Raw genomic sequence first — 15,705 nt, 5'->3', positions numbered from 1 at the left:
ATCCGGTAAACGACACAGTCGGACGTGGTTTACGAGACAGGAAACCGGACCATCGACGACGCGGTTGCCCGCGTTCTCGACGGCGAGGCTATCGACCGCACGGACGCCATCGCGCTGTTGGCCCAGCCGGTCGACGAACTCGCCGCCGCGGCCGACACGGTGCGAGCGACGCTCGGCGACGGCACTGTCGATGCCTGCAGCATCGTCAACGCCAAGGCCGGCAACTGCGCCGAGGACTGCGGCTTCTGCGCCCAATCCGCGCATTTCGATACCGGCATCGAAACCCACGGCTTCCTCGATCCCGAGGAAATTCTGGCGGCCGCGAAACGCGCCGAGGCCGACGGGGCTCAGCGGTTCGGCATTGTCGTCGCCGAGAAGGGCGTCAGCAAGGAAAAACGCCCCGAGGAGTGGGAAGACGTCCTCCGTGCCGTCCGGCTCGTCCGCGATGAGACGGCTGTCGAAATCGACGCCAGCCTCGGGCTACTCACGCAGGAAGAAGCCGACATCCTCGCCGACGAGGGGCTCAACCACTACAACCATAACATCGAGACCTCGCCGCGGTATTTCGACGAGATCGTCTCGACGCACGATTTCGAGGACCGCCTCAAGACGCTCCGCCGAGCGAAGAACGCCGGCATGGACCTCTGTGCGGGCGTCATTCTCGGGATGGGCGAGACGCCGGCCGACCGCGTCGATGCCGCGCTTGAACTCCGGAAGATCGGCGTCTCATCGCTGCCGGTCAACATCCTCAATCCGATCGAGGGAACGCCGCTCGGCGACCGCGACTCGGCTGCGATCTCGAAAACCGACCTGATCAAAACCATCGCCGTTTATCGACTCCTCCATCCGACCGCTCGCGTCCGACTCACCGGCGGCCGCGAGGTCAACCTCGCCGAGGACGAACAGCACTGGCCATTCGAAGCCGGCGCGGACGGCCTGCTGACCGGCGACTATTTGACGACGGGTGGCCAGTCAGCCGCAACCGATATCGAGGTGATCGAAGACGCCGGGCTCGAACCCAATACCGCCGTCAACGAGTTCGACCCCGAGCGCGTCAAAGCGGCAGCCAGTGCCGACGCGGATGCGGAGGACGCCGCAGTCGAATCGAGTGCCGACGACTGACGCTGTTATTCGCCAGTAAACTCCGGTTCCTCGTCGTTGCTGAAGGCGTTGACGCCCTCACTGAAGTCCTCCGTATCGAGCAGTTGGCCGAATGCGTGGGCCTCGATTTCGAGGCCGGCGTCGGTGTCGTCGCGCCCGGCGCGCATCGCGCGTTTGGTGTATTTCTGGGCGAGCGGTGGTCCCGCGGCCAACTGCTCGGCGTGCTCCATGGCGACCGTCTCGAACTCGTCGCCCTCGACGACGCGGGCCAGAAAGCCGTAGTCGGCCATCTCGCTGGCGGCGTAGCGACCACCAGTGAAGATGATCTCCTTGGCGCGGCTTTCACCGATCAGATTCGGGAGCCGTTGGGTACCGCCCCACCCCGGCAGCAACCCGAGATCGTGTTCCGGCTGGCCGAACATCGAGCCGTCGGTGGCGATGCGGAGATCCGCGGCCGTCGCCAACTCCATCCCGCCGCCGAGACAGAAGCCATCGATGGCGGCGACGACGGGCGTGTCGCAAGCCTCCAGTTTGCCGAAGGTCTGCTGGCCGTGGCGGGCGAGTTCGACGCCGTCAGGGCCGGTCATCCCGTCGGCCGCCAACGCCGAGAGGTCCGCACCCGCTGAGAACGCGCGGTCGCCCGCGCCAGTCAGGAGGAGACAGCGAACGTCGTTGTCGGCGTCGAGGTCGTCGATGGCGGCCGACAGTTCGTCCAACAGCGTCGGCGTGATCGTGTTCAGATCATCTGGCCGATCGAGGACGACGCGGGCGACGCTGTCGGTTCGGTCGATCCGCAGCGTCTCGAACTCGGCGTCGGGAGTCGCGTCGCTATCGTCGGTGTTCAGGGCCATAATCGACATACTGGCGGGCGGCGATTCAACGTTCCGCCTCGGCTGTGCTTACGTGCTGTGGACGGTACGATTGTCCGCGGTGCCGAGGTCGTGGTCGTCGCCGATTTCGTGGCCCGCAGCGTAGGCGTTCAGCTTCGCGGCCGCTGGCGACTCCCGTAGCTCCTCGTCGTCGTAGCCGGCCTGTTCGAACGTCCGAAAGAGCGGCTGCTCGTTTCGGAGGCTGTACTTCTGGTGGTAGTCCTCGGCCGGATAGAACCGTGAGAGCTGTTCGATCCGGGTTGCGATCCCGTCGGCTGTGTAGCCGTTCGATTCGAGGTAGTCGGTGAGGGCCCCGCGCTGGTCGGCCGTTGCGACGAAAACGATGTTCTGGTACTGTGTTTTTCGTGTCTGTTGGTTCGGGTCGTGACTCCGAAAGACGAGATCGAGCAGGTCGCCGAACGATTGCACGTCCGGGTCGTAGTCGACTTGGAACGCCTCGGTGTGATCACCGAGGTCGTGATACGTCGGATCGACCGCTGTCCCGCCAGCGTAGCCGACGCGGGTGCGGACGACGCCGTCGAGCGCGCCGAATTGGGCGTCCGGGCCCCAGAAACAGCCCAGCGCGAACGTCGCCGTCTCGGTTGCGTCGCTGCCGGGAGCGTCGCGATCGAAAACTTCGATCTGGTTCGGTGTCGGCGACATCGACGCGATCTACTCCTCGTCGAAATCGAGTGCGAGGCCGTTGATGCAGTAGCGTTTCCCGGTCGGCTCGGGCCCGTCGTCGAAGACGTGGCCGAGGTGGCCCTCGCAGTTGCTACAGACGACTTCCGTGCGGGTGCGGCCGAGGCTGTGATCCGGCCGCGTCTCGACGGCGTCGCTGTCGGCCGGATCGTAGAAACTCGGCCAGCCGGTGCCGGACTCGAATTTTTCATCGGTCGTAAACAGCTGCTGCCCGCAGCCGGCACAGCGGAAGACGCCGTCGTCGCTGATCTCCAACAGCGGCGAGGAGCCACGGGGTTCCGTCCCTTCCTCGCGGAGGATCTTGTACTCCTCCGGCGAGAGCACTTCTTTCCACTCCTCGTCGGTTTCGGGCTGCTGGCTGTCGGGTTGGTTGCTCATACACATGGAAGTGGCCACAGCGGTAAAGGTCTCGCGCCGCTGTGCCCGTCGCACGGACGAACGCTGTTTCGGCCGTACTGTCCCACGGTTTCACGGCGTCACGTCGGCCGGTGTGATCTCCTCGGCATCGGCGTGGATCGACTCATAGCAATCGGTCGCCCAGTCGACAGCCGCTGGCGAGTCGTTGATAACGAGGCCGTGGACGCCGCGGTCGGCGTAGATGATGAGGCCGACGTGATCCGGGTTCTCGCCGAGCCAGAAGCCGAACTCGGCGTCGATCGTGGCGCGGTACCCCGAGAACACGTCGCCCTTGAGGCGGTCGACGACGGTCTCAGGATCCATCGACGACAACTGCGAAAAGACGGAGTCCGCGAGAATCATCTCCAGCGTCGTGTCGTTGTCGGCGGCCGCTCGGAAGACGCGGTCGGTGTATCCCGACAGCGCGCGCGGCGCGACGCCGTTGATCCGGTCGGCTGCGGCGATCCGATCGAGGAACTCCGTGAGTACTGCGTCGGGCACTGGGTCCTCGGCCGGATAGCTCTCCGCGCCGTCGAGGACGGCCTTCGGCAGGTCGTGATCGCTCGACAGCGGCGACAGCACGTCCCCCGCGGCGTTGATCGAGCGGATCGACGCCGTGCAGTCGGCATACACTTCGGCGGTGGCCTCGCCGGCGACGGTCGGCTGCCAGACACCGTTGTGGTAGGTCACCAGATCGGCCCCTTCGAGCTCGCGGACGACGGTGTCCAGCGTTGAGCGCGGCATCGACAGCGTCTCCACGAGCTCGCGTTTCTCCTGTGGCTCCTCGACGATCGCCTGCAGGCAGTCCCACCGCCGGTTGACGGTGTAGAGTAGCTCGTGAGGACTCTGCTCCGCCATCTGTTATCGTATTGAACAGTATTCGTGTGGGGGTATATAATTTCGGTAGGGGTACACGCCTTCGAACCGCCTAGAGAAAACTCGGTCTGAGACCCGTAAGTGGCATAATATGGACGGGGGTTCAACGCCCGTCTGTCCACCACTGACCCCTCGGCCCTCTCCACCGATCGCTTCCCCCGCTTTGTCCACACGTCGGCCCTCCACTGCCGGTCGCCGGCCACCGGTCGTCCCGCCGAGCGGGTCGCGTGGTGGAAACTCAATCGTGTTCCAGTCCCGCCGGTGGCTCGGTTGGCCGTTTTCGAATCCACCTCCTGATCGGCGACGAGCGTAGCCAGCCACTACAGCTATAGGTCACCAGTTCGCAGTGCCGGCCATGACGGAGACCGTCTGGGCCGTCCGCCACGGCCAACGACAGGACACGGTCGACCCCGACTGGGAGCTGACCGCTGCCCGCGTTCACGATCCCGGACTGACGGAGCTGGGTCGCTGGCAGGCGTGGCGGTGCGGTCACTTCTTCGCTGACAACGGCATCGACTTCGAGGCGATCTACTGCTCGCCGTTCCTGCGTGCCGTCCAAACGACCGCCGAAATCTGTGGCGAAATCGGCGGCGAGGCGGGGCTCGAACCGGGTCTCGGCGAACACCGCAACGCGGAGTGGTTCGACAGCGAGCCCGAAACGCTCTCCCATGAGACGCTGGCCGACTACTTCGAGCCGATCCGCGACGACCACGAGCCGTTCGTCATCCCGAAATTTCCCGAGACGCACGACGAGGCCGAAACACGCGCCGGCGAAACCGCTCGCCGGATCGCCGATGCCCACGACGGCCGCGTGCTGATGGTCGGCCACGGGCTGACGATCGGCGGCGTCGTTCGCGGCCTCGTCGGCTCGACCGAGGGCGTTGACGCGCCGCTGTGTGGGCTCACGCGAATGGACCGCGTTGGCGACGCGTGGGAACTCGGCTTTTCGGGCAAGACCGATCACCTCGATTAGTCGCGTCGATAGTGACGTGGTGCGAGCGGCACGTTGCCAGCGGCGTGTTGATTCCGGGTAGTGTCAGCGATATATTGACACTGCCGCGCCACAGTGACGAGAACCGAACACACGTCCAGTCGGCGGGGCGGAACCGCGCGCTCACTGGCGGTCGTCGCGGTCGACGACGTAACTTCTATACCAGCGCGGGACGCACCCACACACGATATGAGTCAGTCGTACAATCGGGGCACGATCGAGAGCTTCGGNCGGTGGNNGGAGTTCTCCGCNGGNATGTGGGCGTGGATCTTCCACAAGTTCACCGGCTGGGTNCTNNTNGGGTATCTGTTCACCCACATCGCCGTGCTCAGCACCGCCATCCCGGCGGCGAGTGCGGACCCATCGACGCTCGCGGCCGGCGGGGACATCTACACGAACACGATCGTCACGCTCGAAAGCCTGCTGTTGGTGCGCATCCTTGAGGTGGGCTTGCTGGCGGTGGCGGTGTTCCACATCCTCAACGGGCTCCGGCTGTTGCTCGTGGATCTCGGTATCGGACTCGAATCGCAGGACAAGAGCTTCTACGCGTCGGTCATCCTCACGGGAGCGATCACGGTCGCCTCCGTGCCGACGTTCGTCGCGGGGGCATTCTAACGATGGCTGAACACTACTCCTCGTTCACGAAAGGCGGGCGGCTCTGGCTGTGGCAGCGCATCACGGCGGCGTTCCTCGTGATCGTGCTCGCCTTCCACTTCTTCCTCTTGCACTTCGTCTATCACGCCGATGAGGTGACCTTCGCGCTGAGCCAGTCGCGGATGGAGATGTGGACCTACTACTCGCTGATGATCCTTTTCCTCTTCACGGCGACGTTCCACGGCGTCAACGGCGTCTACAACGCGCTGATCAACCAAGGGTTGACAGGGACGAAACGCCAAGTAGTGAAGTGGACACTCGTCGCCGCCAGCGTCGTCCTCCTCGTCCAGGGCGTCCGAACCGCAAACGCATGGGCAGGCATCGGGGTACTTTAACATGAGCACGCAACCACCACAACAGGAATCCGAGGAACCGGCCGCCGAGGGACCCGCCGACGAGGCGGAGTCGACCCCGGCGGCCCAACAGCGACGCGAGGACAAAAAAGCGGCCGACCGCGTCGATCGGGACAAGCGACAGGCCGAAAAAGCCGCCGACGAGGCGGAGGCCAACGAAGACACACGCGAGATCAGGGTCTTCCGCTACGATCCCGAAGTCGAAGGCAAACAGGAACCGCGGTTCGACACGTTCCNCGTNCCGTTCACGAAGGGGATGACNGTNCTCGANGCNNTGATGTNNGCGCGGGANNNCTNCGACNCCTCGCTNACCTTCCGNCACTCCTGNCGGCAGGCGGTCTGTGGCTCCGACGCGTTCTTCGTCAACGGTCAGCAGCGACTCGGCTGCAAGACCCAGATTTCCGACCTCGAAGAGCCGATCCGGATCGAGCCGTTGCCGCATCAAGATGTCGTCAAGGACCTCGTCGTCGACATGGACCATTTCTACGAGGAGATGGAAGCGGTCGATCCGTACTTCGATCCCGACGAGACGCCTGACGGCGACCTCGAAGAGCAGCGACAGTCACGCGAAAACCGCGAGAAGGTCAAGATGTCGACGCGGTGTATCTGGTGTGGGGCGTGTTTCTCCTCGTGTAACATCGCCGCCGGCGACAACGAGTACCTCGGGCCGGCCGCGCTCAACAAGGCTTACCGGTTTGCGATGGACGACCGCGAGGGCGACGAGCGTACCCGCCAGCGACTCGAAACCATCGAGCAGGAACACGGCGTCTGGCGGTGTCAGACCCAGTTCTCCTGTACCAACGTCTGTCCGAAAGACATCCCACTGACGGAACACATCCAAGAGTTGAAACGCGAAGCAGTCAAGAAGAACCTGAAATTCTGGTAACCCTCAAGGCACTCCAGACCCAACACAATCCAACAAAAAATTATGTACGAACACGATGTCATCGTCGTCGGTGCGGGCGGTGCGGGCCTCCGCGCAGCGGTCGCCGCCGACGAGGTGGGCGCGGACGTAGCGATCGTCTCGAAACTCCACCCGGTGCGGAGCCACACGGGCGCGGCCGAAGGCGGCATCAACGCCGCNCTNCGNGANGGCGACNNCTGGNNNGACCACGCNTACGANACGATGAAGGGGTCCGACTACCTCGGCGACGCGCCGGCTATCGAGACCCTCTGTCAGGACAGCCCGGGCGAGACCATCCAGCTCGAACACTGGGGGATGCCGTTCTCGCGGGAGGACGACGGNCGCGTCTCNCAGCGGCCNTTNGGCGGGCTNTCGTTCCCGCGNACNACCTACGCCGGTGCCGAAACCGGCCACCACCTGCTGCACACCCTCTACGAGCAGGTCGTTAAGCGAGGGATTGAGGTCTACGACGAGTGGCACGTGATGAACCTCGCGGTCACCGACGAAGAGCGACCCGAGGACCGCCACTGCCACGGCGTCGTCGGCTACGACGTGGCGACCGGCGAAGTTTCGGGCTTCAAGGCCCGCGACGGCGTCATCCTCGCCACCGGCGGCCCCGGACAGGCCTTCGACCACACGACCAACGCCGTCTCCTGTACCGGNGANGGCCNGGCNATGGCNTACCGNGCNGGCGTCCCGNTNGANGACATGGAGTTCGTGCAGTTCCACCCGACGACGCTCCCGAGTACGGGCGTCCTCATCTCCGAGGGCGTCCGCGGCGAGGGGGGCATCCTCTACAACGCCGACGGCGAGCGGTTCATGTTCGAGCAGGGGTACGCCAACAACGACGGCGAACTCGCCTCCCGTGACGTCGTCTCTCGCGCCGAACTGACGGAGGTGAACGAGGGGCGCGGCGTCGAAGACGAGTACGTCTACCTCGACATGCGCCACCTTGGCGAGGAGCGCATCGTCGACCGTCTCGAGAACATCCTCCACCTCGCGGAGGACTTCGAAGGCGTGGACGGNNTNGANGAGCCGATGCCGGTCAANCCCGGNCAGCANTACNNNATGGGCGGCATCGAGACNNACGAGNACGGCGANACNTGCNTCNNCGGNCTNTACGCCGCCGGCGAGTGTGCCTGTGNNTCGGTCCACGGCNCNAANCGNCTCGGNGGNAACGCGCTGCCNGAACTCATCGTCTTCGGCAAGCGCGCCGGCTACCACGCCGCCGGCAAGGAGATGGAACCTGCCGAGATCGAAACGGGCCAGCGCGGCGAGTTCGAGCGCGCCACTGTCGACAGCCCGGTCGAACTCGGCGAGCCTGGCTCGCCTGGCGATGCCGTCGCCGACGGCGGTGCGGTCGCTGCGGGCGGTGCGGCCGATCCTGACACGCTGCTCGAAGATGCGGTCGAAACCGAACGCCAGCGCATTGACGAACTCATGGGCAAAGACGACGGGGTTCACCACTCCGAGGTCAGGGCGGACGTACAGGAAACCATGACCTCGAAAGTCAACGTCTTCCGCGAGGAGGAGGGGCTCAAGGAAGCCCTACGAGAAATTCGGGCCGCACGCGACCGCTACCAGAACGTGTCGGTCAAGGACCCCTCACAGACGTTCAACACCGACCTNCTNCANACNATCGAGACGCGGAACCTGCTGGATCTCGCCGAGTCGATCACGGTCGGCGCGCTCGCCCGCAAGGAGTTCCGCGGCGCGCACTGGCGCGCCGAAGCCCAGGAACGGAAGGACGACGAGTGGCTGAAACACACGATGCTGTCGTGGAACGACGGGAATCCGGAACTCTGGTACCGCCCGGTCATCCTCGAAGGCGAGAACAAGAAATACGAGCCGAAAGTCCGCAGCTACTGACGCCGCTTACCGTGTGAACCTTTTCCATACGTCACCAGTCGAAAGACGACCGCTCAGTAGCCCTCGCTGTCGATCATGATTGTCAACGCGGAATCCGGGAGACGCGATGAAACCCCAGAAAACGGGCGTTTCGGCCGCCGCGGCGGGTTCGACGAACGACGTAGCCCACATTTATTATTGTCGAAGCCAAGGGGTAGATATGATCGCTGAGACCGCTGCACAGATCTCGCTTCCGGGCGAACTCCAGTCCCCCCGCGCAAAGCTTGTGTATCTCTTCCTTTCGATGAACGGCACTGTGACCATCAGTGAGCTTCAAAACGGCCTCGACATGAAGAAAATTTCCCTGTACAGCGTCCTCAAATGCCTCGAAAAAGAGGACCTGATCACGAAAAACGGCGACAGCTACGCGCTGGCCTGAGCTGCCAGTCAAGCTAACCTCCTCCGGGCACCGATTTTCTCCGCAGCTACGACTCCGCCGGCCGCGTTTATCCCTGCCAGATCCGCACGTGATCAGCGGTTCCAGCCCCGACAGCAACGCGGTCGTCGTTGAGTGCGACGCCGGTCAGGTTCGTCGTCAGCGGGCCATCGAGTTCGAACGACCGCACCACGTTGATACTGCTGCCGGTTCGGTGGAGCGCGTCGAGCGTCCAGCGGTCTGTCGTCGGTACGAGCAGTTCCGGCTGGCCGTCGCCGTTGAGGTCGCCAGCCAAGCCGCCGTCGAGGTTTCGGGAGCCGTAGGTGTGGCTCGAATACCCCTCGCGCGTCGCCACGACCGATAGCTCGCCGTCAGCGAGGCGGTAGAACTCGACTGTTCGATCGACATGGGGTTTTCTGACAACTGCAAGTTCCCGTCCACCGGCCGGGCCGAACGGCGCGACACAGTGTTGGTGTCGCCAGCCGGAGCCGTAGATCGGTCCCGTCGCTAGTTCCTCGCCGTCAGCATCATACACGCGGATTCGAGCCCCGTCGGCCGAATCTGCGACCGTCGTGACCAGTTCTCGTTCACCGTCGCCGTCGAGGTCGGCCACCAGCGGTGACAGGTCCTCAAACACAGCGGGCGCGTCGAGTTCGATCGTCGTCACGACGCGCTCGGTGTCGGTGTCGATAATCGCCATACTGCCACCTTCGATCGTATCGCCGAGCGCGCCGTGACGGTAGCGGGGCGTTTTCGCGCCGTAGACCGCAAGCCGGCTGTCGTCGACGGCGACGAGGCGGGCGTCGACCGGCGCGGACACATCCAGCCGCGTTGGCGACGCGTCGCGCCAGACCACGACATCGCCGTTGCTGGCGACGTAGCACAAGCCGCCGTCGATAGGGACTGGATGGGTGTGTTCGGCGCAGTCTGCAGGGCGGCCTACGAGTTCGGGTGTCCCGCCCGCACGGTAGCCTACTGGCGGTATCGGGACGGTGCCGTGGTCGACAACCTGTTCGCTGTGGCCGTCGCTGACGCGGTAGGTGGTGGCGACGCCCTCGGTCGTCACGACCGTCCAGTAGCTGTCGGTCGCGCCGCTGGCGAGCAGCCATGCCGGGCGGCCGCTGATATCGATTTCGACGGGGGATGCGTCAGCGATGCTGCCGCTGCCCTGCAGGACACGGTTGCCGCTGGCTCGCAGGTGGGTGTAGACGTACGTCGCCGTCGCTGGTAGCGTCGGTGGCGACCCGGTTGGTCCCGACGTGGCGGTGTCATCGCTGTCGAGACAGCCGGCTGTGGCTATCGTCGCCGCGCTCAGCCCGGCTACTACTCGGCGTCGTGACCACGACATTGTCCGTTGTTGGAGCAGTAGCCGGAAAAAGCCGCGCGATAGATACTGGGCTCGCCCGGATTCGAACCTCAGTCGCTCCGCTCACGCTGTTCGCGTCTCTCCCTGCTTCGAATCCGCGCTCGCAGAAACTCAAACACGACTCGCTTCGCTCGTCGGTTTGAATGGGCTCGCCCGGATTCGAACCGGGGTCACGGGCACCCAAGGCCCGAAGTATGGCCAAGCTAACCCACGAGCCCGCAGCCTACGCTACCGGTGTCGTGGTGTAAAGCGTTTCGTTACCCGTCCCGCCGGGTCAGACCGTCACTTGCTCGCCGAGCGTTGGCGCGCTGGCGTCAACGCCGTCCTCGCGTAACTCGGCGGCGAACCCCTCGCAGTCGTCGCCGTGATTGACGAGCACCGTCGCGTCGTCGTAGGCATCGAGCAACGACCGGAGCCCGTCGTGGTCGGCGTGGGCGGAGAAATCGAACAGCTCCGTCTGGGCGGCGACCGGATAGATCCCGCCGTCGAGCTCACACCGTCCCGTCTCCAGCAGTTGCCGTCCGGGCGTTCCTTCGACCTGGTAGCCGGTCAGCGAGATCCGGTTCACTGGGTCGGTTCTGATTTCCGGGATGTAGGTCATCGCTGGCCCGCCGGAGAGCATCCCGCTTGTCGTGACGATGACGGTGTTCTGGGCGGCGATCCGCTTTCGCTGCCCGTCGCGGCCAGTGACCTCGCGGGCGTGGCGGGCCGCCTGGTCGAGCGCGTCGGCGTCCCGCAGAAAGTCGGGATGCTGCCGCAGCATGGAGAGCACCTCGACGCCCATCCCATCGACGTAGCACTCGATGTCGTGGGCGGCACAGACCATGAGCAACTCCTGTGTCCGGCCGATGGCGAACACCGGGACGACGACCGTGCCGCCCTCCCAGAGCGTCGTCCGCGTCGTCTCCGCGAATCGCGCTTCGACTGCCTCGCGGTCCTCGTGGCTGACGTTCGCGTACGTCGATTCACAGATGACGACATCCGCGTCGGGCCGGGCAGTCGATCCCGATAGCAGGCGGGTGTCGTCGGTGTGAAAATCCGCAGTATAGAGCAGCCGCGTCTCGCCGTCATCGACGAGGACGTGCGCGCTGCCGGGAATGTGGCCGGCGTCGTAGAACGTGATTTCGTGGCCTGCCGCCTCGAAGGACTCCCGGTAGCCGTGTCGGTACTCGACCTCACCGAGGCGGGCGACGTGGGTCTCGGTGAAGGGACACTGCATGGTGCCGCCGTGGAGTTTGAGCGTATCGCGGGCGAGAATCCGAGTCAGATCGGCAGTCGGCGGTGTCCAGTGAACCTCGGGTCGGCGGTCGCCGGACAGCAGCGTCGGCACCGCGCCGGCGTGATCGAGATGGCCATGCGAGACGACGACGGCGTTGGGCTCGATATCGCCGACGGGGTACTGCGGCGGCGTTGCTGTCTGCACTCCGTAATCGAGCAGGAGGCGGTCGTTAACGAGGATCGCACTCCGGCCGACTTCGTCGGCTCCGCCGAGAAACTGCACGTCCATTACGCCTGAGTCGTCGCTGGCGACGTTTTCATCCGTCGATCCGGGGCTGGGCGGCTACGTATCCAGTTCCGGGTCGTCGGCTCGCGCTTGGACGGTGAACTGTTGGTAGCCGCCGTAGGCGAGATCGAGCGCGCCGAGCCACCAGTTCCAGCGGTCGACGAGGTCCGCGCCGTCGGGGGCGTCCTGCAGGTGATCGACGACGTCGTCGACAGTGAGGGCGACGCCGCGGTCGGCTTCGGGTTTCCCTGCGTCGGCGAGATCGGTTGCTTGGCGGACGACGACGCGGCGGTCAGCGGCGGAGCTATCGAATTCGGCTTGGAGGGCGTCGTTGAGACGGGTAGCGTCCACGGTTGTTCTTTGGGCTCCCGCTATTTGAGTCTCGCGGCAGTCGCTACCGCTGAGTTTCCGGCAGTTCGTGGATTTTCTCGCGTTCCTCGTCGTCCATCTCGGCAAGTTCAGCGTCCTCGACGACTTCCAGCCCGCGGTCGTTGATCGCGTGGCCTTCGAGGTGGAGTTCCTCCATGTACTGCTTGTAGAGCCGTTCGACCGTTTCGCCGTCTTTTTGCTTATCTGAGGCGCGATCACAGAGTTCGATCAGATCCTCGGGTACGTCGTTTTCGGCAACGATCCAGTGGTTGATGAGGTCCGACAATCGGCGGATCGGGCTGGTGAAGTGGCCGTAGATATCGAAGTTCAGCGCGTGATGCCCGCCGAAGGGGTCGTTCATGTACTTGGCGCGCGGCATCACTTTGAGGACGGCGCGTTGGATCTTGTTGAGTTGCCGACCCGGCGATTCTTCGAGCGCGGCGTTGACGGCTTTTCGCGGTTCGTCCCATGAGCCGCCGGGGATCGAGACACCGTCGAGATCCTGAATCTCTTTGAGAGCCTCGTTCCACTGGTCGGGCGTCGGCTGTGGGTGGACGCGGTACATCGCTTCGACGCCGCGATCCCACATCAGTTCGTGCGTGACGGCTTTGTTCGCTTTGAGCATGCACTCCTCGACGATGGTGTGGGCGCGATCTCGTGAGGGGTTGAGCACGAGCGAGCCGTCTTCCTTCCGTTGTTCGTGGAGTTGGTCGGCCAGCTCGTAGACGAGGTTGCACTCTTCGTGGAGCGGCGCGCCCTCCTCCTCGATTCGGTTTTCGGCCTCGGTGTAGGTGAGTCGCTCGTCACTGTGGATGACGGATTTGTAGATGTCGACCTCCTCGAAGGAGAGCGTCTCGCGGTCGATGGTCATCTCGACAGTGTGAGCGAGGCGATCTTCCTCGGGGACGAGTGAGCAGACGGTCTCGGCCAACACCGGTGGCAACATGTGCACCGTGTAGGCAGGGAGATAGACGGTGTTGCAGCGCTCGACCGCCTCGGCCCACATTTCGGAGCCGGGATGGACGTAGTGGCTTACGTCGGCGATGTGGACCCACAGCGTGTAGGTCTCCTTGCCCTCCTCGATGCTGATCGCGTCGTCGAAGTCTTGGGCATCGGCCGGGTCGGTTGTCCACGCCGTCAGCTCGCGGAGGTCGCGTCGCTCGTCGAGTTCGGCTTCGATCTCCGCATAGACGTCCTCGGTGCGCTTGCGCGCTTCGACAAGTACGTCGCTGGGGAACTCGTCGTTGATCTCGAACTCCTCGAAGAGATCGGCGCGTTTCTCCGCGAGGCGGTCGGCGACGGCCTCGGTGATCCGCACCGGACCCTGCCCCTCGGCAGTGCCGGCGTCGGCTTGAGCATCTGACATGGCCAAGCCAACGGGTGGCCGGTAGAAAGACGTGTCGGGCGGCCGCGACGAGGGGGGTCACTCGCCGCGGCGACAGTCACTCAGGAATCGGGCTCTTCGACCGCGTTATCGTCGTCGACGCGGTCGAGATAGCGGCGAATGAACTCCGTTTCCGAGAGGCCGTCGTCCTCGATGTCGGCCAGCATGGATTCTAGCCCCGACCGCGGTTGGTGGGATAATTCTCGAAAACAGTCCTTGCAGAAATGTTCGAAGTCTTTGTCGTGTCGCTCCCAGCGGTTGCCGGTCTTGTCGTACTCGCGGGCCTCCGTACGCGGCACCGACTCACCGCAGGCGATGCAGACGACCGTCGACTCATCACCGCCGGAGCCCAGCATACCACATCGGTACAACTGCGACCCACTTAGCGTTTGTTTCAGTTTGCGGAAAATATCGGCAGCCGAGACGCTTCGACCACGACATCCAGCCCCACGGAACGGGCGCGTTAAGTCGGTCGAACCCCTGCCTGTGGTATGAACTGTTCCGTCGCTACACCGATCATTTCTCGACGCGTCCGGGTGATTCGCACACGATGAGCCGCGATGTCATCGAGGTCCGCGGCGCGGAGGAACACAACCTGAAGGAACTCGATGTCGAGATTCCCCGCGAGGAACTGACTGTCGTCACTGGCCTGTCAGGCTCCGGCAAATCCTCGCTGGCGTTCGACACGGTCTACGCCGAGGGACAGCGACGCTACATCGAGTCGTTGTCGGCCTACGCCCGCAACTTNCTCGGNCAGATGGACAANCCGNANGTNGANNNCGTCGAGGGGCTGTCGCCGGCCATCTCNATCGATCAGAAGAACGCCGCCAACAACCCGCGGTCGACGGTCGGNACGGTCACCGAACTCCACGACTANCTGCGNCTGCTNTACGCCCGNNCTGGCACCCAGTACGACCCAGTCACTGGCGAGGAAGTCGGCGAGCAGAGTGCACAGGAGATGGTGCGACAACTCCTCGAATTCCCCGAGGGAACGCGAGCGATGATCGCCGCACCGATTGTCCGCGACCAGAAGGGTGCCTTCGAGGACCTGTTCGAGGACCTCGTCAGCAAGGGCTACTCGCGTGTCGAAGTCGACGGCGAGCAGTACGATCTGACAATGGAGACGCCGGACCTCGACAAGAACTACGATCACACGATCGACGTGATCGTTGACCGCGTGAAGCTCACCGAGGATGCTCGCTCGCGGATCACCGACAGCGTCGAAACCGCACTTGAGGAGGCCGACGGCGTCCTCAAGGTGATTATTCCTGATCCCCCTGAGGAACCGCCAATCGGGTCGAACACACGCTCGACGGGTGATCTCGCTGGCGACGGCGACGACCGACTGACCGTCGAGTTTTCCGAAACGCTCGGTAACCCGAACAGTGATTTCCAGTTCTCCGAGATCGAAACGCGGTCGTTCTCGTTCAACAGCCCCTATGGAGCCTGCCCGGAGTGTGAGGGCATCGGCCAAGCGAAGGAAGTCGATGAGGGCCTCGTCATTCAGGATCCGAGTAAACCCCTCAAGCACGTCTTCGAGGCGTGGAGCTACAACCGCTCGTATTACCGCACGCGGATCGACGCGGTCGCCGCCCACTTCGGCGTCAGCGTCGATACGCCGTGGAACGAACTCGATGATGACATCCAACAGCAGTTCCTCTACGGGACGGATCGACAGGTCGTCTTCGAGCGGTCGACCCGCAACGGCACCCGCCGGAAGGAAAAGCGGTTCGAGGGCGTGATCCCGAACTTGAGTCGCCGGCACGTCGAAACCGACTCGGACGGCACCCGGGAGCACATCGAGGAGTACATGGCCGTCACCGAATGCCCTGAGTGCGACGGTACACGACTCAAAGAGCAGTCCCGCCACGTTCTCGTCGACGGTACGTCGATCACCGAGGTCAACCAAATGTCGATCGGCGAGGCGNNGNNNCACTTCGAGGGNNTGGAGG

Annotated in this window: 15 protein-coding genes, 1 tRNA gene and 2 pseudogenes (1 of these 18 only partly in view); 8 read left to right on the top strand and 10 right to left on the bottom strand. The window is 64.2% G+C overall.

Annotation, left to right across the window (positions count from 1 at the left end):
• Positions 1-24 precede the first annotated feature (24 nt).
• Positions 25-1,122, top strand: a complete 1,098-nt coding sequence (gene bioB, locus EGH24_RS10465) for a biotin synthase BioB (RefSeq protein ID WP_142980087.1) — start codon at positions 25-27, stop codon at positions 1,120-1,122.
• Between the two features lie 5 nt (positions 1,123-1,127).
• Here the strand turns inward: bioB and EGH24_RS10460 are convergent.
• From EGH24_RS10460 to EGH24_RS10445, 4 genes and pseudogenes are all read right to left on the bottom strand, one after another.
• Positions 1,128-1,937: pseudogene (locus EGH24_RS10460) on the bottom strand (enoyl-CoA hydratase/isomerase family protein); the annotation flags it as partial.
• A 63-nt stretch (positions 1,938-2,000) separates the two neighbouring features.
• On the bottom strand, positions 2,001-2,633 hold the full coding sequence (msrA, locus tag EGH24_RS10455; protein ID WP_142980085.1) for a peptide-methionine (S)-S-oxide reductase MsrA: 633 nt from the start codon (positions 2,631-2,633) through the stop codon (positions 2,001-2,003).
• Between the two features lie 9 nt (positions 2,634-2,642).
• Positions 2,643-3,050 carry a peptide-methionine (R)-S-oxide reductase MsrB gene (gene msrB / locus EGH24_RS10450; RefSeq protein ID WP_142980084.1) on the bottom strand — a complete coding sequence of 136 codons (408 nt, stop codon included), beginning with the start codon at positions 3,048-3,050 and terminating at the stop codon, positions 2,643-2,645.
• A gap of 90 nt (positions 3,051-3,140) precedes the next feature.
• Complete coding sequence (locus EGH24_RS10445) at positions 3,141-3,926, bottom strand: helix-turn-helix transcriptional regulator (protein ID WP_142980083.1); 786 nt, start codon at positions 3,924-3,926, stop codon at positions 3,141-3,143.
• A 373-nt stretch (positions 3,927-4,299) separates the two neighbouring features.
• Between EGH24_RS10445 and EGH24_RS10440 the strand changes: the two genes are divergently transcribed.
• The 6 genes from EGH24_RS10440 (at position 4,300) to EGH24_RS10415 (ending at position 9,133) form a co-directional block, all read left to right on the top strand.
• Positions 4,300-4,917 (top strand): histidine phosphatase family protein, encoded by a 618-nt coding sequence (locus tag EGH24_RS10440; protein ID WP_142980082.1) that lies wholly within the window; start codon positions 4,300-4,302, stop codon positions 4,915-4,917.
• Positions 4,918-5,124: 207 nt separating this feature from the next.
• Positions 5,125-5,550, top strand: a complete 426-nt coding sequence (gene sdhC / locus EGH24_RS10435) for a succinate dehydrogenase, cytochrome b556 subunit (protein WP_142980081.1) — start codon at positions 5,125-5,127, stop codon at positions 5,548-5,550.
• Between the two features lie 2 nt (positions 5,551-5,552).
• On the top strand, positions 5,553-5,924 hold the full coding sequence (locus EGH24_RS10430) for a succinate dehydrogenase (protein WP_142980080.1): 372 nt from the start codon (positions 5,553-5,555) through the stop codon (positions 5,922-5,924).
• A 1-nt stretch (position 5,925) separates the two neighbouring features.
• Entirely contained in the window at positions 5,926-6,828 is a 903-nt protein-coding gene (locus tag EGH24_RS10425) for a succinate dehydrogenase/fumarate reductase iron-sulfur subunit (RefSeq protein WP_142980079.1), read from the top strand.
• A gap of 42 nt (positions 6,829-6,870) precedes the next feature.
• Entirely contained in the window at positions 6,871-8,715 is a 1,845-nt protein-coding gene (locus tag EGH24_RS10420) for an FAD-binding protein (protein ID WP_142980078.1), read from the top strand.
• Between the two features lie 199 nt (positions 8,716-8,914).
• Positions 8,915-9,133, top strand: a complete 219-nt coding sequence (locus tag EGH24_RS10415; protein ID WP_142980077.1) for a TrmB family transcriptional regulator — start codon at positions 8,915-8,917, stop codon at positions 9,131-9,133.
• A 67-nt stretch (positions 9,134-9,200) separates the two neighbouring features.
• Here the strand turns inward: EGH24_RS10415 and EGH24_RS10410 are convergent, their stop codons facing one another.
• The 6 genes from EGH24_RS10410 to EGH24_RS10385 form a co-directional block, all read right to left on the bottom strand.
• Positions 9,201-10,478 (bottom strand): hypothetical protein, encoded by a 1,278-nt coding sequence (locus EGH24_RS10410; RefSeq protein WP_142980076.1) that lies wholly within the window; start codon positions 10,476-10,478, stop codon positions 9,201-9,203.
• 162 nt (positions 10,479-10,640) lie between these two features.
• A tRNA-Pro gene (locus EGH24_RS10405) sits at positions 10,641-10,714 on the bottom strand.
• A gap of 56 nt (positions 10,715-10,770) precedes the next feature.
• A complete protein-coding gene (locus EGH24_RS10400) occupies positions 10,771-12,003 on the bottom strand; it encodes an MBL fold metallo-hydrolase (protein WP_142980075.1) in 1,233 nt (410 codons plus the stop codon).
• 54 nt (positions 12,004-12,057) lie between these two features.
• Positions 12,058-12,351: a hypothetical protein gene (locus EGH24_RS10395; protein WP_142980074.1), complete on the bottom strand. Its 294-nt coding sequence runs from the start codon at positions 12,349-12,351 to the stop codon at positions 12,058-12,060.
• Between the two features lie 43 nt (positions 12,352-12,394).
• Complete coding sequence (locus EGH24_RS10390; protein ID WP_142980073.1) at positions 12,395-13,735, bottom strand: ribonuclease catalytic domain-containing protein; 1,341 nt, start codon at positions 13,733-13,735, stop codon at positions 12,395-12,397.
• Positions 13,736-13,815: 80 nt separating this feature from the next.
• The gene (locus EGH24_RS10385; RefSeq protein ID WP_142980072.1) at positions 13,816-14,109 is read right to left on the bottom strand and encodes a DUF7562 family protein; all 294 of its coding nucleotides are present in this window, start codon (positions 14,107-14,109) and stop codon (positions 13,816-13,818) included.
• 194 nt (positions 14,110-14,303) lie between these two features.
• Here EGH24_RS10385 and uvrA point away from each other — a divergent pair.
• Positions 14,304-15,705 (top strand): annotated as a pseudogene (gene uvrA, locus EGH24_RS10380) (excinuclease ABC subunit UvrA); it runs 1,547 nt beyond the window's last position.

Origin of the sequence: Halonotius terrestris, assembly GCF_006861665.1 — an archaeon.
Lineage (GTDB): Archaea > Halobacteriota > Halobacteria > Halobacteriales > Haloferacaceae > Halonotius > Halonotius terrestris.
This window is presented reverse-complemented; position numbering and strand designations above follow the sequence as displayed.